The organism is Rhizobium sp. 862_C5_N1_2, from assembly GCF_051811205.1.
In the GTDB taxonomy this organism is placed as follows: Bacteria; Pseudomonadota; Alphaproteobacteria; order Rhizobiales; family Rhizobiaceae; genus Rhizobium; species Rhizobium leguminosarum.
Map to the genome: position 1 here is coordinate 279,673 of NZ_JBPWPT010000005.1, position 20,770 is coordinate 300,442.

Annotated in this window: 16 protein-coding genes and 4 pseudogenes; 19 read left to right on the forward strand and 1 reads right to left on the reverse strand. The window is 58.7% G+C overall.

The window, feature by feature from the left end; genetic code table 11:
• Nucleotides 1-3: 3 nt before the first annotated feature.
• The 18 genes and pseudogenes from ACD590_RS36760 to ACD590_RS36845 all read left to right on the forward strand — a co-directional run.
• Entirely contained in the window at nucleotides 4-540 is a 537-nt protein-coding gene (locus ACD590_RS36760) for a carboxymuconolactone decarboxylase family protein (protein WP_096772061.1), read from the forward strand.
• Between the two features lie 355 nt (nucleotides 541-895).
• On the forward strand, nucleotides 896-1,219 hold the full coding sequence (locus ACD590_RS36765; protein ID WP_239621066.1) for a transporter substrate-binding domain-containing protein: 324 nt from the start codon (nucleotides 896-898) through the stop codon (nucleotides 1,217-1,219).
• On the forward strand, nucleotides 1,209-2,018 hold the full coding sequence (locus ACD590_RS36770) for a N,N-dimethylformamidase beta subunit family domain-containing protein (protein ID WP_342588547.1): 810 nt from the start codon (nucleotides 1,209-1,211) through the stop codon (nucleotides 2,016-2,018). Before ACD590_RS36765 ends, ACD590_RS36770 begins: the two co-directional genes overlap by 11 nt.
• Before the next feature lie 115 nt (nucleotides 2,019-2,133).
• On the forward strand, nucleotides 2,134-3,312 hold the full coding sequence (locus ACD590_RS36775) for a M24 family metallopeptidase (protein WP_096772062.1): 1,179 nt from the start codon (nucleotides 2,134-2,136) through the stop codon (nucleotides 3,310-3,312).
• 182 nt (nucleotides 3,313-3,494) lie between these two features.
• On the forward strand, nucleotides 3,495-3,962 hold the full coding sequence (locus tag ACD590_RS36780; protein WP_096772063.1) for an Lrp/AsnC family transcriptional regulator: 468 nt from the start codon (nucleotides 3,495-3,497) through the stop codon (nucleotides 3,960-3,962).
• Between the two features lie 152 nt (nucleotides 3,963-4,114).
• Nucleotides 4,115-5,299 (forward strand): M20 family metallopeptidase, encoded by a 1,185-nt coding sequence (locus ACD590_RS36785; RefSeq protein WP_096772064.1) that lies wholly within the window; start codon nucleotides 4,115-4,117, stop codon nucleotides 5,297-5,299.
• Nucleotides 5,300-5,328: 29 nt separating this feature from the next.
• A pseudogene (gene eutB / locus ACD590_RS36790) lies at nucleotides 5,329-6,282 on the forward strand (hydroxyectoine utilization dehydratase EutB); the annotation flags it as partial.
• Between the two features lie 27 nt (nucleotides 6,283-6,309).
• Nucleotides 6,310-7,299 carry an ectoine utilization protein EutC gene (gene eutC / locus ACD590_RS36795; RefSeq protein ID WP_096772074.1) on the forward strand — a complete coding sequence of 330 codons (990 nt, stop codon included), beginning with the start codon at nucleotides 6,310-6,312 and terminating at the stop codon, nucleotides 7,297-7,299.
• 187 nt (nucleotides 7,300-7,486) lie between these two features.
• Complete coding sequence (locus ACD590_RS36800; protein ID WP_096772065.1) at nucleotides 7,487-8,203, forward strand: hypothetical protein; 717 nt, start codon at nucleotides 7,487-7,489, stop codon at nucleotides 8,201-8,203.
• 28 nt (nucleotides 8,204-8,231) lie between these two features.
• Nucleotides 8,232-9,407 (forward strand): annotated as a pseudogene (locus ACD590_RS36805) (M24 family metallopeptidase); the annotation flags it as partial.
• Nucleotides 9,408-9,806: 399 nt separating this feature from the next.
• Nucleotides 9,807-11,210 carry an aspartate aminotransferase family protein gene (locus ACD590_RS36810; RefSeq protein WP_096772066.1) on the forward strand — a complete coding sequence of 468 codons (1,404 nt, stop codon included), beginning with the start codon at nucleotides 9,807-9,809 and terminating at the stop codon, nucleotides 11,208-11,210.
• 136 nt (nucleotides 11,211-11,346) lie between these two features.
• Nucleotides 11,347-12,756 (forward strand): aldehyde dehydrogenase family protein, encoded by a 1,410-nt coding sequence (locus ACD590_RS36815; protein WP_096772067.1) that lies wholly within the window; start codon nucleotides 11,347-11,349, stop codon nucleotides 12,754-12,756.
• 107 nt (nucleotides 12,757-12,863) lie between these two features.
• Nucleotides 12,864-13,562, forward strand: coding sequence for a CoA transferase subunit A (locus tag ACD590_RS36820; protein ID WP_096772068.1), 699 nt, complete (start codon nucleotides 12,864-12,866; stop codon nucleotides 13,560-13,562).
• A gap of 16 nt (nucleotides 13,563-13,578) precedes the next feature.
• Nucleotides 13,579-14,208: a 3-oxoacid CoA-transferase subunit B gene (locus ACD590_RS36825; protein ID WP_096772069.1), complete on the forward strand. Its 630-nt coding sequence runs from the start codon at nucleotides 13,579-13,581 to the stop codon at nucleotides 14,206-14,208.
• Nucleotides 14,209-14,282: 74 nt separating this feature from the next.
• Nucleotides 14,283-15,464: an acetyl-CoA C-acetyltransferase gene (locus ACD590_RS36830; RefSeq protein WP_096772070.1), complete on the forward strand. Its 1,182-nt coding sequence runs from the start codon at nucleotides 14,283-14,285 to the stop codon at nucleotides 15,462-15,464.
• 14 nt (nucleotides 15,465-15,478) lie between these two features.
• Nucleotides 15,479-15,961 carry a UPF0262 family protein gene (locus ACD590_RS36835; RefSeq protein ID WP_096772071.1) on the forward strand — a complete coding sequence of 161 codons (483 nt, stop codon included), beginning with the start codon at nucleotides 15,479-15,481 and terminating at the stop codon, nucleotides 15,959-15,961.
• Nucleotides 15,962-16,018: 57 nt separating this feature from the next.
• Nucleotides 16,019-17,464 carry a Glu/Leu/Phe/Val family dehydrogenase gene (locus ACD590_RS36840; RefSeq protein WP_425351035.1) on the forward strand — a complete coding sequence of 482 codons (1,446 nt, stop codon included), beginning with the start codon at nucleotides 16,019-16,021 and terminating at the stop codon, nucleotides 17,462-17,464.
• A gap of 369 nt (nucleotides 17,465-17,833) precedes the next feature.
• Nucleotides 17,834-18,023 (forward strand): annotated as a pseudogene (locus ACD590_RS36845) (aspartate aminotransferase family protein); the annotation flags it as partial.
• Here the strand turns inward: ACD590_RS36845 and ACD590_RS36850 are convergent.
• Nucleotides 17,971-18,639 (reverse strand): GNAT family N-acetyltransferase, encoded by a 669-nt coding sequence (locus tag ACD590_RS36850; RefSeq protein WP_245424655.1) that lies wholly within the window; start codon nucleotides 18,637-18,639, stop codon nucleotides 17,971-17,973. The pseudogene ACD590_RS36845 and the gene ACD590_RS36850 sit on opposite strands and share 53 nt — an antisense overlap.
• Before the next feature lie 1,089 nt (nucleotides 18,640-19,728).
• On the opposite strand from ACD590_RS36850, the pseudogene ACD590_RS36855 reads away from it, so the two are divergent.
• Nucleotides 19,729-20,707: pseudogene (locus ACD590_RS36855) on the forward strand (IS30 family transposase).
• Nucleotides 20,708-20,770: the final 63 nt, after the last annotated feature.

Below are 20,770 nucleotides of genomic sequence, written 5' to 3' on the forward strand. Positions count from 1 at the left end.
GAAATGACGACACCGTCCTGCCCACCTATCTCTGACGAAAACTGGCCCGCAGATATCGCGGATATGAAAACTGGTTTTGCCGCCGCGCTCAATGTCTATCGCACCATGGCTCATCATCCCGCGCTCCTCCGAGCGTGGGCCCCCTTACGGCAGCATATCGTCAAGGACAGCGCTTTGGGGGCAGTTCGATCCGAGCTCGTGATTCTGCGCGCGGCACATCGGATGGGTTCTGCCTATGAGTGGGCCCATCATGTAAGCCGCGCTCGTGGTCTTGGCATTTCCGATGCCCGGATCCGGGGTATGGCTGGAACTCCGGATGGCGAAGATGGATTGATTGCCGGAGCTGTTGACGCGCTTTTTGACGGAGCGCGTCTGCCTTCGCATCTTGAGCGAGGGATTTCTGCTGCCATGGGGCAGCAAGCTGTCTTCGACATTATGGCCACGGTCGGCTTCTATTCGGTGCTGGGTTACATATTAATGACCTTCGATACACCGATTGACCAAGACGTTGCCGACGAGATGGCAAAGCATCCTCTTTAGGACGCTGGCAAAGCACGCATTCCGGCCAAGTTTTCAGGCGTGCGGGCGCAAGGGCATGAAGCCTTCGAACGCCCGGGCCATCGGCGCGATACGTTTGTATCATTGAATAGGTGTTAAAACAGTTGTTGCAATACGCGGGAGTTTCATGTACATGAACTAATTGAACGCAAGTCGCCCTAAAAATGCGGGTATCAGCGTTCCGAAGATGGATTTGGGTGCCAGTAGTCGTGCTCATGATCAAAAAGAACAGGGGAACATCGCATGAAAAAACACTCGCAAATATCGCAGCCATGTCCTTGGCTCTGGCCTCCGCCGCATTTTCTGCGTCCGCTATGCCGGCGAAGTCCTCGATCGCGTGCTTTCGAACAAGACGCTCACAGTCGCAGTTGGAACCGACTGGGGCCCGATCTCGCACCTGGACGAGAAGCACGAACTTATTGGATACGATGTGGACGTGGCGGGGAGCATTGCCAAATACCTTGGCACGGGAATTGCGTTCGTAACGCCGGGGTGGGACATCATTGCAGGCGGCAAATGGCAGGGGCGTTGGGACGTTGCCATGGGTCAGATGATACCGACCAAGGCGCGAGCGGAAGTATTCGATTTCCCGGCACTATATATTTGGGGGCCGAACGTCGCTGTGGTCCACAAGGACAGCAAAGATATTGTTGAACTATGAGTGTGTAGTCTTCGTCGGCCATGACGAATATTGGACTTGGGAGATGCGCGACGCCGTCGACGCCTATGTCGATCAAGGCGGTCGGGTGGCGCGTTTCGCGGGCAACTTTTGTTGGCAGACGAGGCTTGAAGACGAAGGGCGGCGGCAGGTTTGCTACAAAGCGCGGGCCCGTGCAGAGGACCCGGTCTACAAAACCGGCGACGCCAGTCGCACGGCGACCCTATGGGAGACGCCGGAGGTAGGCCGGCCCGAGGCCCACACGTTCGGCCTCAACTCCACCAAGGGCATTTATGCTGGATGGTTGGGCTGCGCTCCGCGCGGAGCCCGGGGCTTCCCTATCTATAGACCTGAGCATTGGGCTTTTGCCGACACTGGTCTTTTCTACGGTGACGTGCTCGGTGCCGAGAGCCACATCTTTGGCTACGAGGTGGACGGCCTGGACTATGAAATTCGCGATGGGCTGCCATACCCTACGGCAACAAGCAGGGCGCCGGAAGGAACGGAGATCCTCGCGATCGGAATGGCGGCACAGATGGAATGGAGCGCGGATTTGGCGCGTGAAGACCTGGCGCTCGACGACTCCGAGATGCGCCAGACCGCGGAATTGCTGTTCGGCGAGGCAACAAGAGAAAATATCGAAAAGCTCAAGCGTGGCAATGGAATGATCATCAATTTCAAGCGCAATAAGGGTGAGGTGTTTCATGCCGGAAGTTGCGAATGGGTTGCCGGATTGCTGAGAAACGATCCCATGGTCGAGCAGGTAACCCGCAACGTGCTCGACCGGTACCTGCGCCCGTAATAGGCTTAGCGCGGCGCATCTGAGTGACTTTCGAAAACTCCGCGCCTCGGCAGATTGTGCCGGAGCGCTCTGATCAAAGCTTCGCCATAGGCGAACGTCCTACACGGAGAACCACGTGATAAAGGAACTGCACTTCGAACTAGGCGAGTTCCAGACTCGTCTGGCGGCTGTCAAAAAGGAAATGGCGAAGCGAGGAATTGATATCCTCCTCCTCTCGGAACCGCCCAACCAGAACTACCTTACCGGCTACAATGCCTATTCCTTCTACACTCCTCAAATGGTGGTTGTGGCACAAGACCACGCGGAGCCGATCTGGATTGGCCGTTTCATGGACCGAGTTTCAGCCTCCATGACCACCTATCTGTCCGAGGACAACATCCGGGCCTATCCGGACACCTATGTTCAATCTGCTACGCTCTCGGCCTATACTTTCATGGCCGATATCGTGAAGGAGCTTGGAGGGGAAAAGGCGCGCATCGGCGTCGAGATGGGGGGATATTACTATCCGGCACGCGGCCACGCCGATCTCACCCGCGCACTACCGAATGCCGAGTTCGTCGACGCCGACCTCCTTGTTGGATGGATCCGACTCGTGAAGAGCCCGGCCGAAGTGGCCATCATGCGTCAGGCCGGCCAACTTGCAGACGCCGCCATGACGCGCGTCATCGATATGGTGCAAGCCGGGGTTCGTGAGTGCGATATCGCGGCTGCGATCTATCACCAGCAGATTTCGGGCACGCCCGAATTCGGTGGCGACTATCCTTGCTGCCCTCCGGATCTCTGCATTGGCGAGCGCTCGATCGCGCCACATGCCGCCTGGACCGACGATCCCCTACCGGAGTCCACCGTTGTCAACCTGGAACTGAACGGATGCCGGCATCGCTACCAGGTCAACCTGGCGCGCACGATCGTCGTCGGCCAGCCTCTACCCGCTTTCCTGAACCTGTCGGAAATTGCTGTTGAAGCCTTGAACGCTGGGCTGGAAGCAGTTCGACCCGGGCGAACCTGCTCGGAGGTCGATGGCGACTTCCGGAAGGCCCTGGCACGCCACGGGATCGAGAAAGAGTCTCGCATCGGTTATCCGACCGGCATCGGGTTCCCTCCGGCCTCGGGCGAACGCACGGCGAGCATTCGCAAGGGCGACGAAACCGTGCTCCAGCCCGGCATGGTGTTCCACATGATGCCCGGCCTGTGGCTCGACAATGTCGGAATCACGATCACACAAAGCTTTGCGGTCTCCGACACTGGTTATGAACCCCTGACGAAGACCCCGCGCACCCTCTTCGTCAAATAGAGACTGAATTCGGTGCATACTCGTCTGATTCCAACATGTCTCCTTCGCTCTCGAAATGGCGTGACCAGGTCGGATGACTATCTGTGCCGGAGACAGAAATGCGACAGAAGTTTGCGAGACCCAATAGGCCTCGCAGGCTTCCGCACGCGCGTCCCAAATTGCTTCTTCGGGGAGGCATAGCGGTGGTCGAACTCGATCGTGCGGACATCGCGCTTCTCCAGGCGGTCCAAAAGAACAATCGATTGACATCGGAGGAACTCGCGGGCGTCGTTCACCTCTCTCCAACGGCATGCCAGCGACGCTTGAGGCGGTTGCGCAACGAGGGTGTCATTGAAGGGGACGTTTCGATCGTCTCACCGAAAGCAGTCGGACGACATATCACCATGGTCGTCATGGTGTCCCTTGAACGAGAAAGAGCCGACATCGTCGATCGGTTCAAGGCGTCGATCCGAAATACCCGCGAGGTAATGATGGGCTTCTACGTGACAGGGGATGCCGACTTCATGCTCGTGGTTACCGCCAAAGACATGGAGGACTACGAACATTTCACGCGGCGGTTCTTCTATGAAAATGCGGATATCAAAGGCTTCAAAACGATGGTGGTGATGGATCGTCTCAAGGCAAGCTTCGCGATCCCTATCGAGGCGTAGCAATGGCAGCAGTATATTTTCTTTGCAGAGCCAGATCGCGCGCCACCGCCGCGTTTTGCAGGAACACTGCGTGACGTGCATTCAAATCGACGGGTTTTGCCGCTCAGCTGCTGCTAGCCTCGACACCAGACAACGCTGAAAAGACCGTGACGATGAACAATACCACGAACAACCTACTCTCCGAAGTCGAACGCAATGCAGTTGTCGAGATGCGACACGCAATGCATCGCGAGCCCGAACTTTCCAACAACGAATGGAAAACGCAAAAGCGGATCATCGAAACCCTCGCCGGCTTCGGATTGACCGAAGTGACGACCTTCCACAAGACCGGTGTCTATGTGGATATCCAGGGCTTGGCCCCAGGCGCAAATCGGTCAATCGCACTGCGTGGCGACATTGACGCCCTTCCCATACATGAAGCCCGCGAGGACCTGCCTTATAGGTCACAAGTGCCTGGCGTGATGCACGCATGCGGCCATGACATGCACGGCTCAATCGCCTTGGGAACGGCGCTTGCATTCCATCGCATGCGCGAAAATTTCTCAGGAAGGCTGCGGGTCTTCTTTCAGCCGGCCGAGGAAGCGGAGCCGCTCGGCGGCAGGACCGCTGTCGATGAAAAGTTGCTCGAAGGATTTGATGCCGCCGTCGGATTTCATGTCCGCACGGACATTCCTGTCGGCTCATACGGCGCTCGCGCGGGCGCTGTTACGAAATCTGCAGACCAGTTCTCGCTCGAATTCACCGGGACGATGGCACACGGCGCCAAACCGCATCTCGGCGTGGACGCAATTGCGATCGCGGGCGCCTTCATCAATGAAGTGCAGAAAGTCGTGTCGCGCGAAATGCCGGTAGACGATGGCGCAATCGTCACCATTGGAACGATCCGTGGTGGGGAAGCGACGAACATTATCTGTCCCTCGGTCACCATGACTGGAACGATCCGGACAAGCAGCCCCGAGAGAAGAAAGCTGTTGGTCCAGCGCGTTGGCGAAATCGCCGAAGGTGTCGCTGCCATGCACCGCGGACGGGCGGAGTTCAGCTCGCATGCCGGCGAACCTCCTGTGGTTAACGACAGCGCAATGGTTGCGCTGTTTAAGCACATCGTGGTGCATACTGACGGCGAGGACAGGTATGTCGAAGGCTCGGCGAGCTCGGGCAGCGACGACTTCGGCTTCTATGCCAGCTGCCTGCCATCGATTTATTTCTGGTTTGGCAGCAAGGAAGCCGGAAACGAGTCCGGCGTGCACACGCCGACCTTCGGCGTCTCGGACAACGCGCTAATCCCGACAACGGAACTGGCTATCCGCTACTGCTGGGAGCTGTTCCAAAACGCGTGATGACTGGTTTCGCGCCGAGGCTGACCCGAATGATCGATCTCAACGATATCGAAGATGCCCGAAAGCGCATCAAGGATCACATACTAACCACCCCGCTCACGCAATCGTCTACGTTATCGAGCTTTTCCAGAGTTCCGGTTTATCTCAAACTGGAGCACCGGCAGACCACCGGCAGTTTCAAGCTGCGCGGTGCCTTCAATGCGGTTCTCCAGCTTTCTCAAGAAGAGCGGCGACGGGGAGTTGTCGCCGCCTCGACCGGCAATCACGGGCGCGCACTTTCCTTCGCGGCGAACGCTTGCGGCGTGAATGCAACGATCTGCATGTCCAATCTGGTGCCTGAGAACAAGGTTTCCGAAATTCGGCAGCTTGGGCCTGGGGTTCGGATAGTCGGTCGATCGCAGGATGACGCTCAGGAAGAAGCCGAGAGATTAGCAGGCGAGGGACGATGCCTCATTCCTCCGTTTGATCACCCGGCAGTCATTGCCGGTCAAGGTACCCTCGGACTGGAAATCGTCGAGGCGCTGCCACACGTAGCTACTGTTCTTATTCCACTATCGGGCGGAGGGTTGGCTTCGGGCGTGGCGGCAGCAGTGAAGAGCCTTCGGCCGGCTGCGCGAATCATCGGCCTCACGATGGATCGCGGCGCCGCGATTAAAGCCAGCCTTGATGCGGGGCGCCCTGTCCAGGTCGAAGAATTCGAAAGTCTCGCTGATTCACTCGGCGGCGGAATCGGGCTCGCCAACAAATGGACATTTGCCATGTGCCGGGACCTGTTGGACGACGTCATATTGTTGAGCGAATCCGAAATCGCCGCCGGCATTCGACATGCGTACGCGCAGGTGCGCGAAGTCGTGGAGGGTGCGGGAGCGATCGGCATTGCGGCTTTGCTAGCAAACAAGATCAACGATCTGCGGGGACCGGTTGTGATCGTACTGTCGGGCGGCAATATCGATATGAAATTGCATCAACGTATCGTCAGCAATGACGAGGAATGGCTGAGGATGGGCTTCATGAGGTCGACGACGATCTTAACGGAACACCAGCTGAGAAAGCTGGTGTCATTGGATCTGGAGGCCGTCCGTTGCGTCGAAGAGGCGTTTCGCACGCTAGCGACGAAAAGCGTGGTGATGCCACCAATTTTTCGTCTGGATATTGTCGAGCATCGCGGCGAAGTCGACGTCAAAACCGCCTATGTCCCCGGCCTAGATGGCTTCGCCATAAAAATCAGCCCCGGCTTTTTCTGCAATCCGGAACTTGGTCTGCCCAGCACGAATGGCCTGATAATCCTACTGTCCAGCAAGACGGGCTTGGTTCAGGCATGGTTGCTCGATAACGGCTATCTCACCGATGTCCGCACGGCCGCCGCGGGCGCGGTAGCTGCAATGCGCCTCGCCCGCAAAGACTCGTCGGTGGCTGCTGTGTTTGGTGCTGGGATGCAGGCGCGTCTACAGCTGCAGGCGCTCATGTTGGTTCGGCCAATTCGCGAAGCCCGCATTTGGGCGCGCGGCAGCTCCAGGGCCGGAAAGACGGCGCGAGAACTGTCCGCCCAATTGGGTATCAGCGTCACCGCTTGCAAAAGCGGGAAAGAGGCTGTCGCCGGTGCGCAAGTCATCATTACCACAACACCGGCCGATCATCCGAACCTTGAGGCGCAATGGCTCGATCCGGGGCAACACATCACGACCATGGGTTCGGATGCCGAACACAAGAATGAGGTCGAGCCGCAGGCAATTGCCCGCGCCGATCTCTATGTCGCGGACAGCCTCTGTCAAACGCGTCGGCTCGGCGAGCTGCATCACGCTATCGCGGCCGGCGCAGTCGCTGAAGACCAATCTTTTGCCGAGCTCGGCCAGGTTGTTGTTGGTGCGATCGCCGGTCGCACCAGCAATAGCCAGATCACCATTGCCGATCTGACCGGGACGGGAATTCAAAACACCGCCATTGCCAATTTCGCCTTTGCCAGGGCGCTTGCTGCGAAAGCCGGAACCACAATCGATTGATCAACCGGAGGTTCTGGATGCGCAGTATGGCGCTAGAACTGAAAGAAAATTCGGCATGGCTTGGGAGGTGCGCTGGTTTCAGAAAGCAGGATGAGGGGCTCGTCGTTCCCCTCATTTCTCGAGGCCAGTTGCTAATCGAATTTTTCTCAAAGCGGTAACAGCCGTTTTAACCATGGAGCTTCATTTTATGTCTTCGCAAACCAACCTTACTCTCGGAATTCTTGAGCTCGATGAAGGCCTGACGGCAGACAGCCCGACTTTCGCTCCGCGGGAAGGATCGCTCTTCCACCCGGCGACTTTCAACCGACCCGTGATCACAGAAATGGTTGAGGGCGCTCTGGCGGAAGTGATCATTCCTGGCGATGCATCGCTCGAGAGTGCCTGTATAGCCGCCGCCGAGCGGCTGATCGCCCGCGGTGCTGGCGTGATTACCGCAGACTGCGGTTTTTTTATCCGTCACCAGCAAGCGATCTCAGCGGCGGTCAATGTGCCGGTTGTGACTTCCAGCCTGCTCCTCATTCCGGCTCTGCTGCGGCAACTCGCACCTCAAAAGAAACTTGCTGTTTTGACCGCCGACTCTCGACATTGCAGTGAAGACCTACTGGGCATCGAAAATCCCGCGGATCGCAAAAGCGTGGTCGTCGGAGGAATCGAAGGTGGCGTTTACGTGCGCAATGCTTTGGCTCGCCCGTTCGTCCGTACCGACGTTGACCAGATTCAACGGGAAGTTGGTGACCGCATCGCGCAACTTCGCGCGGACCATCCCGATATCGCAATGATACTCTTCGAGTGCACAGGCTTTCCCACCGTCGCAAATGCCCTGCGATCAAAGACCGGGCTGCCCATCTACGACATCACGGACCTCTGCAGGCTGACTATCGCCGCAGCAACCTGCCGCGCTTGAATTTTCGACTTCAATTGGAGGATCTGACGTGAACGGCGAAACGCTACGGTTCGATTTGTCTGAATACAAAACTCGCCTCGAAAAGGCGCGCGGGGCAATGGAGCAGACGGGCATCGACTTATTGGTCGTAACCGATCCTGCAAACATGGGCTGGCTGACGGGCTACGATGGCTGCTCCTATTGTGTGCCTCAATGCGTCGTGGTGTCCAAGGACAAGGATCCGCTCTGGTTCGGCCGGCGCATGGACGCCAACGGTTGCCGCAGGACGGCCTATATCGGCGAAGACCGCATCAAATGGTACGGTGACGAATATGTCCAGTCCGATACCTTGCACGCAATGTCGGCCCCGGGGCAGATCATTGCAAACGAGGGTCATGGCTCGGCAACGATCGGTGTCGAAAAGGACAGCGCCTGCCTGTCGGCCCGATCTTTTGAAGCGCTGTCCGCGTCGCTCCCGAATGCAAGATTCAAAAATGCCGACAGACTGATCAACTCGCAGCGCTTGGTAAAGTCCCCACGAGAAATCGAGTACATGCGCGGATGGTAAGATCGTCGAAGCCATGCATCAGCGTGTCGGCGAATTGCTGCGACTGGGAATAAAGCAATCCGACGTGATTGCCGAACTCACTTATATCGGCACCCGCGGCGTCGATGCCTACTGGGGAGATTATCCGGCCTGCGTCCCGAATCTTGGCGCCGGGGCAGACGCGTCCGCCCCGCATCTGACCTGGACGGACCGGCCTATACGGGCCGACGAGAGCGTTTTCTTCGAGCTTGCCGGCGTACACAAGCGCTATCACTGCCCCTTGTCGCGCACCTATTATCTCGGACGACCTACCCAGCAGATACTGGACGCGGAAAAGGCTGTTCTCGATGGCATGCAGGCGGGGCTCGAAAGGCCGTGGCCGGTAACCTCTGCGAGGATATCGCCAGAGCCTATTCCGGAACGTTGGCGCGATACGGCTTTGAGAAGACGAGTCGCTCAGGTTACCCGATCGGGATGGGCTATCCGACTGCGTGGGGCGAGAGCTCGGCGAGCTTCCGGGAGGGTGACAAGACGGAACTGAAGCCGGGAATGACGTTCCATTTCATGTCTGGTCTTTGGTATGGGGATTGGGGCATCGAAATCACCGAAAGCATCCTGATCACCGATCGACAAGCCGAATTCCTGTCCAACGTTCCGCGGAAATTGCTGGTCATCGACACCACGAACTGCGAAATCTCGTGTCTCGTAAGAGGATGTGTTGTCGGAGATAGCAATCCGATTCACCTAATGCAGGCGGGGTTCGGTGGTCCGATCCCCGCTTTGTCTTTTCACTCCTGTCTCGACAACCACGGTTGCTTCACAAGCCCACCGGCACGATTCAAATCGGCAAAGCCCGCACGAATAGCGAACTACTGCATTAAGCGGAAAAGTTTGCAGGAACCCTGCGCCACCCCAGAGCGAAATGGTGCGGTTTAGCTCGCACTTGAAGGCACTATCATCGGAGCGGGTCGGCCAAGCGAAGCTGTCCTAAACTTGAGGTTGTGTGCTCCTGCTCGATCTGGCCCTGTTCACAGATACAAAATTCGCAGCCGAGATGCGGCGGTGGAAGGAATTAAAATGACTGTCAACATCAAAAACATAGCTGAGAAGGATCGCAACTCGGTCCTGCATCCTTTCACGCAGTTGAAGGATTTTGCCAGCGGAAAGCTTGGCGAGCCGACGATCGTCGAGACGGGTAAGGGAATCCGCGTCCAGGATGCCCATGGCAACCAGCTGATCGATGGTTTTGCCGGCCTCTACTGCGTCAATGTCGGTTACGGTCGCACCGAGGTCGCCGAGGCAATCTCGCGTCAGGCTTACCGCCTGGCCTATTACCATTCCTACGCTGCACACACGACCGAAGAGCTTGCGATCCTTTCCGATCGCCTCGTGAAGATGGCGCCCGGCAAAATGAGCAAGGTGTTCTACGGCATGTCGGGCTCGGACGCCAACGAGACCCAGGCAAAGCTCGTCTGGTACTACAACAACCTGCGCGGCAAACCGACGAAGAAGAAAATTATATCGCGTGAACGCGGCTATCACGGCTGCAGCGTCGTCTCCGGCTCTATGACCGGCATGAGTTTCTATCACGACCACATGGATCTGCCGCTGCCGCAGATCGACCATACCGGTGTTCCGCACCACTACTGGGGTGCCAACCCCGGCGAAACCGAACACGAATTCTCAGCCCGCCGTGCTGCCGAGCTCGACGAGATGATCGAGACGCTCGGGCCGGACAATGTCGGCGCCTTCATCGCCGAGCCGGTGCTTGGCACCGGTGGTATCACGCCGCCGCCGGAAGGCTATTGGGAAGCGATCCAGGCGGTGCTCAAGAAGCACGACGTGCTTTTGATCGCCGACGAAGTCGTCACCGGCTTCGGCCGCACCGGCTCGATGTTCGGCTCGCAGCATTACTGCATCGAACCCGACCTGATCACCGTCGCCAAGGGCCTCACTTCGGCCTATTTCCCGCTTTCGGCGTCGATCGTCGGTGAGAAGGTCTATAAGGTCATGGAAGAGGGAGCTGACAAGGTCGGCGCCTTCTCGCACGGCTACACCTATTCCGGCCACCCGATCGGTGCGGCAGCTGCCAACGCGGTCCTTGACATCGTCGAGAAGGAAGACCTGCCGGGCAACGCCCGCGAGGTTGGCGCCTATTTCCAGGCACAGCTCAAGGAGAAGTTCGCACAGCTGCCGATCGTCGGCGAAGTGCGTGGCGTTGGTCTGATGGGTGCCATCGAGTTTGTCGGCGATCGTGAGAACAAGAAGCGCTTCGATCCGTCCCTGAAGGTCGGTGCCCGCGTCTCCAAGGCTGCCCGCGATCGTGGCCTCATCGCCCGCGCCATGCCGCATGGCGACATCCTCGGCTTTGCACCGCCGCTCGTCACCACCAAGGCGGAGATCGACGAGATCGTCTCGATCGCCGAGAAGGCGGTGCGCTCGGTCATGGACGACCTCGTCCGCGACGGTCAGAAGATCTGACGGTAGGCGTAGGCAGGTTCCGACCGCAACCCATCGCATTCATGGAATTGAGAATGGGGCAGGGATCTCTCCTTGCCCGGACCGAGAAACTTACCCGTCGCAAAGCAATGCGCACCAGTAAAGAGGAAGCCGGCCTATGACCGCCGCCGAACTTCATATCAGCACCAGCTTGGCGCCGATCACCGTCCATAGCCCCTATGACGGGTCTGTGCTGGGGACGGTTGAGGCCACGGATGCAAGCGAAATCGGTGAACTCCTCGCCCGCGCCCGTCGCGGCTCTGAGCTTTCCAGCAAGCTGCCAAGACACAAGCGTGCGAGCATCCTCAAAGGCGCTGCGCAGATTATCGAGAGCCGTCGTGACGCTTTCGCTGAGACCATCGTGCGCGAAGCCGGCAAGACGATCATCCAGGCGCGCAAGGAAGTGCTTCGTTGCGTCAATACGCTGAAGCTGTCTGCCGAAGAGGCAAAACGCAATGCCGGCGAGATCGTGCCTTTCGATGCCTATGTGGGGTCGGAACAGCGCCAGGGCTGGTTTACGCGAGAGCCGCTCGGCATCATCACCGCGATCACCCCCTATAACGACCCTCTGAACCTAGTCGCGCACAAGCTTGGTCCTGCGATTGCCGGTGGTAACGCGGTACTGCTGAAACCCTCGAACCTGACGCCGTTTTCCTCTATCAACCTTGTTGACGCCTTGGTCGAAGCAGGCTTGCCGCGCGAGATCATCACCCTCGTTCACGGCGACAGGGAGATCGTGACGGCCCTTGTCTCTGCACGGGACGTCCGCATGGTCTCCTTTACCGGTGGGTTTGCTACGGGAGAAGCCATCAGTCGCAAGGCGGGACTGAAGAAACTTGCAATGGAACTGGGCGGCAATGCGCCGGTCATCGTTATGAATGACTGCGACTTCGACAAGGCGGTTGAAGGCTGCGTTTCGGGCGCCTTCTGGGCAGCCGGGCAGAACTGCATCGGCGCCCAGCGTGTTCTTGTCCAGGCTGAACTCTATGGGCGCTTTCGCGACGCCTTTGTCGCCGCGACCAACAAGCTCAAGGCCGGGGATCCGCTGAAGGAAGACACGGATGTTGGCCCGATGGTCTCGAAGGAAGTCGCCGAACGCACCGAAGCAGCTGTCAATGACGCCATCGCCGCAGGCGCGAAGCTGCTCTGCGGTCACAAACGCGAGGGGTCGCTCTATCACCCAACCGTGCTGGAAGGCACGCCGGTCAGCTGCCGCCTGTGGCACGAGGAAGTGTTCGCGCCTGTGGTCATGCTTGCCCCTTTTCAGACGCTCGATGAAGCGATCGAACTCGCGAATGAACCGGAATACAGTCTGCACGCCGGCATCTTCACCAGCAACCTCAATGTCGCACTGGACGCCGCAGGCAGGATCGAGGCTGGCGGTGTGATGATTAACGACTCCTCGGACTACCGCTTCGATGCCATGCCGTTCGGCGGTTCCAAATATGGCTCCATGGGGCGAGAGGGCGTGCGCTTTGCCTATGAAGAAATGACCCAGCCGAAGGTCGTTTGCATCAATCGCGGGTGAACGAGATCGCCCGCAGCGGTTGGGAAACTGCTGCGGGTGTTCGGGAACCAAGGAATGAATTCAGGCGGCGCCTCGGCGCCGCAACAGACGAACCTAACGGGGGGAGTATGAACAAGATTTTCGACAATCCGACGTCGGCGCTTGAGGGCTTGCTGTTCGACCGCATGTTGATTGCCGCGGGCGGCTTCGGCCTTTGTGGCATTCCGAAACTGCTGATCGACGCGATTCGCGAGGCCGGCACCAAGGACCTGACGATCGCGTCCAACAATTGCGGGGTCGACGACTTCGGTCTCGGCGTGCTGCTGAAGACAAAGCAGATCAAGAAGATGATCTCGTCCTATGTCGGCGAGAACGCCGAGTTCATGCGGCAGTATCTCAGCGGCGAACTTGAGCTCGAGTTCAATCCGCAGGGCACGCTTGCCGAACGGATGCGGGCCGGCGGCGCAGGTATTGCCGGCTTCTATACCAAGACCGGCGTCGGCACGGTGGTAGCAAAGGGAAAAGAACTCAAGGTCTTTGACGGAGAGGTCTTCGTTCTCGAGACCGGCATCGTCGCCGATCTGTCGATCGTCAAGGCTTGGAAGGCCGACACGACGGGCAATCTCGTCTTCCGCAAGACGGCCCGCAACTTCAACCCGCCGGCGGCCACCTGCGGCAAGATCTGCGTCGCCGAAGTCGAGGAGATCGTGCCGGTCGGCAGCCTTGATCCCGATCACATCCACGTGCCGGGGATCTATGTGCATCGCCTGATCCAGGGTCAGCACGAGAAACGCATCGAACAGCGCACGACGCGTGCGGCGGCTTGAAGGGCAGGGAAGAGACATGGCCTGGGACAGAAACCAGATGGCGGCGCGCGCTGCCCGCGAACTCGAAGACGGGACTTACGTCAACCTCGGCATCGGCATTCCGACGCTGGTCGCCAATTACATCCCCGAAGGTGTCCATGTGACGTTGCAGTCGGAGAACGGCTTGCTCGGCATCGGACCTTTTCCGACAGAGGGTGAGATCGATGCCGATCTCATCAACGCCGGCAAGCAGACGGTTACGGCCTTGCCGCATTCCGCGTTCTTCGATTCAGCGCAGAGCTTCGCGATGATCCGCGGCGGCAAGATCGCCATGGCGATCCTCGGCGCCATGGAGGTGTCAGAGAACGGTGACCTCGCCAACTGGATGATCCCGGGCAAGCTCGTCAAGGGCATGGGCGGGGCAATGGATCTCGTTGCTGGGGTCAAGCGGGTGGTGGTCGTCATGGACCACACCAACAAGGCCGGCGAATCAAAGGTGCTGAAGGCCTGCACCCTGCCGCTGACCGGACAAAGCGTCGTCGATCGGATCATCACCAATCTTGGTGTGCTCGACGTCGTTGATGGCGGACTGAAGCTGGTCGAGCTTGCCGAGGGCGTCACCGACGGCGAGATCCGCAGCGCCACCGAGGCGACCATCGTCAACTAGGCCGACCGGCGGCTTATTGCCGAGATGCTGGAGCCGTCTTTGCCGGCTTCGCGAGGACCATAGAGGAGACCAGCATGAGCACCCCATCGATCGTCATCGCCAGCGCCGGCCGTACCGCGGTCGGATCCTTCAACGGCGCGTTCGCCAATACGCCGGCGCACGAACTGGGTGCTGCCGTCATCAAGGGCGTGCTTGAGCGCGCAGGCGTCGAGGCGAGCGAGATCGACGAGGTGATCCTCGGCCAGGTGCTGCAGGCAGGCGAGGGCCAGAACCCGGCGCGTCAGGCGGCGATGAAGGCGGGTGTCCCTCAGGAAAAGACCGCCTGGGGCATGAACCAGCTCTGTGGCTCGGGCCTTCGCGCCGTGGCTCTCGGCATGCAGCAGATTGCAACCGGTGATGCGGATATCATTGTTGCCGGCGGCATGGAGTCGATGTCGATGGCGCCGCATTGCTCGCATCTTCGCGGCGGCGTGAAGATGGGCGACTTCAAGATGATCGACACCATGATCAAGGACGGCCTGACCGACGCCTTCTACGGTTACCACATGGGCATCACCGCCGAGAACGTCGCCCGGCAGTGGCAGCTCAGTCGCGAGGAACAGGACGAGTTCTCGCTGGCATCCCAGAACAAGGCCGAGGCGGCACAGAAAGCAGGGCGTTTTGCCGACGAGATCATTCCGTTCATCGTCAAGACCCGCAAGGGCGATGTCACAGTCGACCAGGACGAATATATCCGCCATGGCGCAACGCTTGACCAGATGACCAAGCTCCGCCCGGCCTTCGACAAGGAGGGCACCGTCACCGCCGGTAACGCCTCGGGTCTCAACGACGGCGCGGCCGCGACCCTGCTGATGACCGAAGCACAGGCATCCACGCGTGGCATCCAGCCGTTGGCCCGTATCGTGTCCTGGGCAACAGCCGGCGTCGATCCGCAGGTCATGGGCACCGGCCCGATCCCGGCATCGCGCAAGGCGCTGGCGAAAGTCGGCTGGGCAATCGCCGATGTCGAACTGGTCGAGGCCAACGAGGCCTTCGCGGCGCAGGCTTGCGCGGTCAACAAGGACCTCGGCTGGGATCCGTCGATCGTCAACGTCAACGGCGGCGCGATCGCCATCGGTCATCCGATCGGGGCTTCCGGTGCCCGCGTCCTCAACACGCTGCTCTTCGAAATGAAGCGCCGCGGCGCCAGGAAGGGCCTGGCGACGCTTTGCATCGGCGGCGGCATGGGTGTCGCTATGTGTGTGGAAGCGATGTGAGGGGAGAGCAGGCTATGGCCTTCGCCAAGTACCGTCTCTGCGACGTATCGATCGACCGCTCGTTCGCTGGCCAGCACGCGAGCATGGAGCGTGAGCAAGCCATCGCGGTCATCGACCTTCTAGAATCCAATACATTCATTCCAGTCGGTCACGACGGCGGACCTTATCGCCTCAGGATCGAAGCGGTAGATGGGCGCCTGGCATTGCATGTTGCTGTTGATCAGGGCGAGCATGTTGTCAGTCACTACTTGTCGCTCACGCCCTTTCGCCGCTTGCTGAAAGACTACACCCGCATCTGTGAGAGTTATTACGACGCTGTTCGCCACTCTGGGCCTGAGCGCCTTGAGGCAATCGATATGGGCCGGCGAGGCGTTCATAATGAGGCCGCGGAATTGCTGAAAAGCCGGCTGTCAGCGAAACTGAAGATCGACAACGACACCGCCCGACGCCTGTTCACGCTGATCTACGTCCTGCTCGTTCGCAATGCCGACCGATGAATTTTGTGCAGTTGAAACAGCCGCGGCCGAGACTTTCCCAGCTAGGAGGAACGCCAAGTGAACGCAATACCACAACGCAATGTACAGCTCGGAGAGACCAGCTCTGCGGGCTTCCTGGATAGCGTTGATCAGAACTTCCGTCATGCGATGACCTTCCTCGATCTGCCGGAAGGCCTGTCGGAGCGGATCATGCAGTGCAACTCGACCTATACTGTCCGGTTCGGCGTTCGCCTGCGCGGCCGCATGTACAGCTTCGTCGGGTGGCGATCGGTCCACAGCGAGCACTGTGAGCCGGTGAAGGGTGGCATCCGCTACGCGTCGAACGCCGACGCTGAAGAGGTCGAAGCGCTGGCAGCGCTGATGACGCTTAAATGCTCGCTGGTTGATGTGCCGTTCGGCGGCTCGAAGGGCGCGCTGAAGATCGATCCGCGCGAATGGACGCCGCAGGAGCTCGAGCGCATCACCCGCCGCTTCACGCAGGAACTCAACAAACGCGGCCTGATCGGCCCCGGCGTCAACGTCCCAGCTCCCGACATTGGTACGGGCGAGCGGGAGATGGCCTGGATGATGGACGAGTTTCGCCGCGCCAATCCAACTGATGTGATCAATGCCCGCGCCTGCGTGACCGGCAAGCCGCTGTCGAAGGGAGGTATCGCCGGTCGCACCGAAGCAACCGGTCGAGGTGTCCAATTCGCCATCCAGAGCTATCTCCAGGATCCGCGCACCGCCGGATTGAGCGGCAAGCGTGATCTGAAGGGTGCCGCCGTCATCGTTCAGGGCTTCGGCAATGTCGGCTACCATGCGGCAAGGTTCCTCTCCGAAGAGAATGGTGCTCGGATAACCGTCGTCGCTGAACGGGACGGCTATGTCGCCAATGCCGACGGCCTGGCGATCGAGGCGCTGAAGCAACATCAGAACAAAACCGGCAGCATCCTCGGTTTCGAGGGCGCCACCTCATTTCCCTGCGATATCAAGGGCATCGAGCAGCCATGCGACATCCTCATTCCGGCGGCGATGGAAAATGCGATCCATGCGGGCAACGCGGAGTGCATCAAGGCGCGTCTCGTGGTCGAAGCGGCCAACGGACCGGTATCTTTCGAGGCCGACAGAGCACTGCGCACCCGCGGGATCATTATTCTACCCGATCTTTACGTGAATGCCGGCGGCGTCGTCGTCAGCTACTTCGAGTGGGTGAAGAACCTGACGCATATTCCCTTCGGGCTGATGGAACGGCGCCGGCGCGAGCGGCGTAACCAAACGATTGCCGCGGCGCTGGAACGCATGACCGGCAAGGAATTTCCAGCCGACATCCGCGGCGAGTTCCTTGAAGGTGGCGCAGAAATCGATCTCGTTCGTTCCGGACTGGAAGACGTCATGCGCAGCACTTGGGGTCGCATCGCCGATCTCATCGAACAGCAACCGGAACTCGGAAATTATCGAACCGCTGCCTATGTCGCGTCAATCCGACAAATCGCGGATGCCTATGAAGCGATCGGGATCTGATCACGATTCGATAATTGGCGCCGCAGGTGCGCTTAAGCCCTCCTGTCGAAACCGGGCGGCATCGCCCATGCACCACGGATCGAAGGGCCGCATTCTTGTCGCAGATGGCAGAGGTTTGGATGATCGCGGAAATTCCGAAGCTGGGTACCAACAGGGGTCGGTCACGAAAAATGCGGCGTCATTGCGCAAGATATTGCAGGGGCATGTATGGGTCGGTCAATGCTGCCAAATGGTTCCAGCTACATCTTAATCTTCAGGACAGAACAAATTGAAGACGCAGTCGGGTGTGTAGGTATGACGGTCGGCCACCGTTTTACAGCGAGCCGCGCGAAACCCGCACTCTGCCTGGCAGCACCGTAACATGGCTCTCATCCTTTTACGCATCTCAAAGATTTCGCAACGGGCAACTTGGTGAGCCGACGATCGTGGAGCGGGTAAGGGGATGATCCGCATCGAGGACGCCCGCGGCAACCAGCTGATCGACGACTTCGCGGGTCTCTACTGCTTCAACGTTGGCTACGGGCGCATCGAGGTCGCGGAAGCGATTGCGCGTCGGGCCTAATCGCCTGGCCTACAGAATCCGTCATCGCCGGCTTTTGAATAAGGTAGCGAACCGGCGCAAAGCTTGGATTTGCTGCGATTATTCCATTCAGGTCTTGTTGCCTTACCTCGAAGCAGCGCGTCAGTTGGTCGCCAAACCACCTATCACCGATCTGCCGGAATCCCATCTTTCCAACTGAACGCAAGGAACGCTGGTTCTCAGGCCGAACAAAGCACAGGACTCGCGGTGCTGCCAGGGTCGTGAAGGCAAAATCAAGGATGGCACATCCCGCTTCTGGAGCATATTCATTGCCGGATGCGGCCCGGTGAAAGCATGCGCTGAGCTCGAGATCGTCGCTTTCCGGCAGAAAACCTAGGCGGCGTTGTCCAAGGAAGCGGCCTTCCTGGCTGGCGCTGTCGCGTTCGAATACTGCAAAGAGACCGATTCCATACCTATCCCAATCGGCACGGGACTTCTTGAACTCGGCACATGTGTCTGCAAAGGACGGAGGCTTGCCGTCATATATGGCATTCGCAACGAAAGGATCGGCATGAAGTGCATGAAATCGCAGCAGGTCCCATGGTGTGGTTAGCGGGCGCAAATATAGTCGCGCGGTTTCCAGAGTCACCTGCATTGCGCGTGCCCTACCGCGCGGGGCAGACTGCCAGCGCGCTGTTGTGTCTCTCGGACCAGGACCACCCAACCCAATGTGACGATATCCTCTGTGAGCTTGAGCATGAGACTCTTTCTCCTGAAGGTGACGCAGACGTATCAGCGGATGTCAATGCATGTACCGTGCCAACGGGAACCACCAACCATGGCTCTGAAACCGCGATGTCGAATGCCTCTCTTCGAACGACGCTGAAACGACTGAACAGCGCGTGGAATCCACTTCCCCCAGCAGCGTCAGGTCCGGTTGTTTCCTCTGAAAGAGCCAATCAACGAACTGTCGGGTTTCTCGAGGCCGAGACACGGCGATGTCCTCTATAATACCGCGCACGCTCTTAAGCCATTGAATGATTGCAGACAATTGTTTGTTTCTTTCCGGCCAACTTGCACTGGTCCAAGCGCCGAGAGCCGTCGCTTGATTCTTTAGATTGGTTCCACACATTGGCTGCAAGGTCACACCAGAGCGACGAATTCAAGGAGCCGCCATAGGTCTGGAAGCCAGTTGGGCGCCTTACGGTTCTGCGACGATATTTGCCGACCCCTCTGCGCAATGTTCCAAATCAATGCTAGTCGACTACTTTTGGTCCGACGAGGAAAGGGTGAAGCGAATGGAATTTAGTCCAAGCTATCGACCCGATCATTTTGCTGGTCATGATCTGTTCGAACATGAGATGGGTCAGCTGGCGGCGGAATGTACACCTAGTGCCGTGGTTCCGGGTCAGGATCCAGTGAGGGTTCCGCTGGGCCGAGCGCCGGCGTTGAAGCGGGACAAATCTCGCCCGGCGTTCGACGTGCGGACGCTCTTGTCAAGGTGGTCCAGCCCTTCACTAAACCACTGCAATGCCCATTCCCGGTGCCCTTATCCTCCTGTTGATCGCTTGACGCGTGAGGCGTTTGCTAAGTCGAACAAGCCGTACGCGCGCAGGATAGTTCCATAATAACCCTTATGAAATGTTATAACATCACGCGATACATTCTATTTCCAAGTGCGACATGCCAGTATTTTCAATGACTTCACTTTGGAGATTCTGGCGTGTCTTGATGCTATACGCAGATCACCCTCGCCGATCGCCGACGCCTGCATCACTTGGTGGCGGCAAAAGTTCCGATAGACCAGATGGCACGTCAGCTTGGCCGTCATCGCTCGACCATTTACCGCGAGATCAAGCGCAATACGTTTCGCGATCGTGAACTGCCGGACTACGACGGTTACTACAGCACGGTTGCTGACGATACTTCCAAGGAGCGGCGGCGCCGGCTGAGAAAGCTGCGGCGTCACCCGAATTTGCGCACAGAGATCATCAACCAGTTGGAGGCTCGCTGGTCTCCAGAACAGATTGCCGGACGCCTGCTGTCGGAGGGGCTAAGTCTTGTTCGCGTCTGCAAAGAGACAATCTATCGCTTCATCTACAGCAGGAAGGCTATGGGCTAGGCCTCTATCGCTATCTGCCCGAAGCGCGCCGCAAACGTCGCCCACTGCGCTCCAGGAAGCCGCGCGACGGTGCGTTTCCAGCCACTCACCGCATATCCCAACGGACTGATTTTATTGGAGAAAGATCGCAGTTTGGGCATTGGGAGGGCGACCTCCTCATCTTCGAACGTCCACTCGGCCATGCCAAGTCACTTCCCTCGTGGAGCGCAAGAGCCGCTATACCGTTCCCATCAAGAAAACGAGCCGGCATTCGCGCCCGATCATGGACAAGATCATCAAAGCGTTTTCTCCTTTACCGGCCTTCGCGCGTCAAAGCTTCACATTTGATCGCGGTACCGAGTTCGCCGGGTTCAGGGCTTTGGAAGAAGGGATCGGTGTGTGCAGTTGGTTTTGCGACCCAAGTGCGCCTTGGCAAAAAGGGACCGTCGAGAACACCAACAAGCGCATTCGACGCTTCCTGCCAGGCACCACAGATCTGGCAGTTGTGTCGCAACGCGACCTTCTCCACCTCACGCGCCATATCAACGATCAACCGCGCAAGTGCCTCGGATACAGGACACCGACCGAGGTGTTTATGGCGCATTTGCACGAAGACAGGTGATCCCCTATCCTGCAGAACTGGCATGATGCACTTGGGTTAGCTTCTCCACGGCGATTTAGTAAT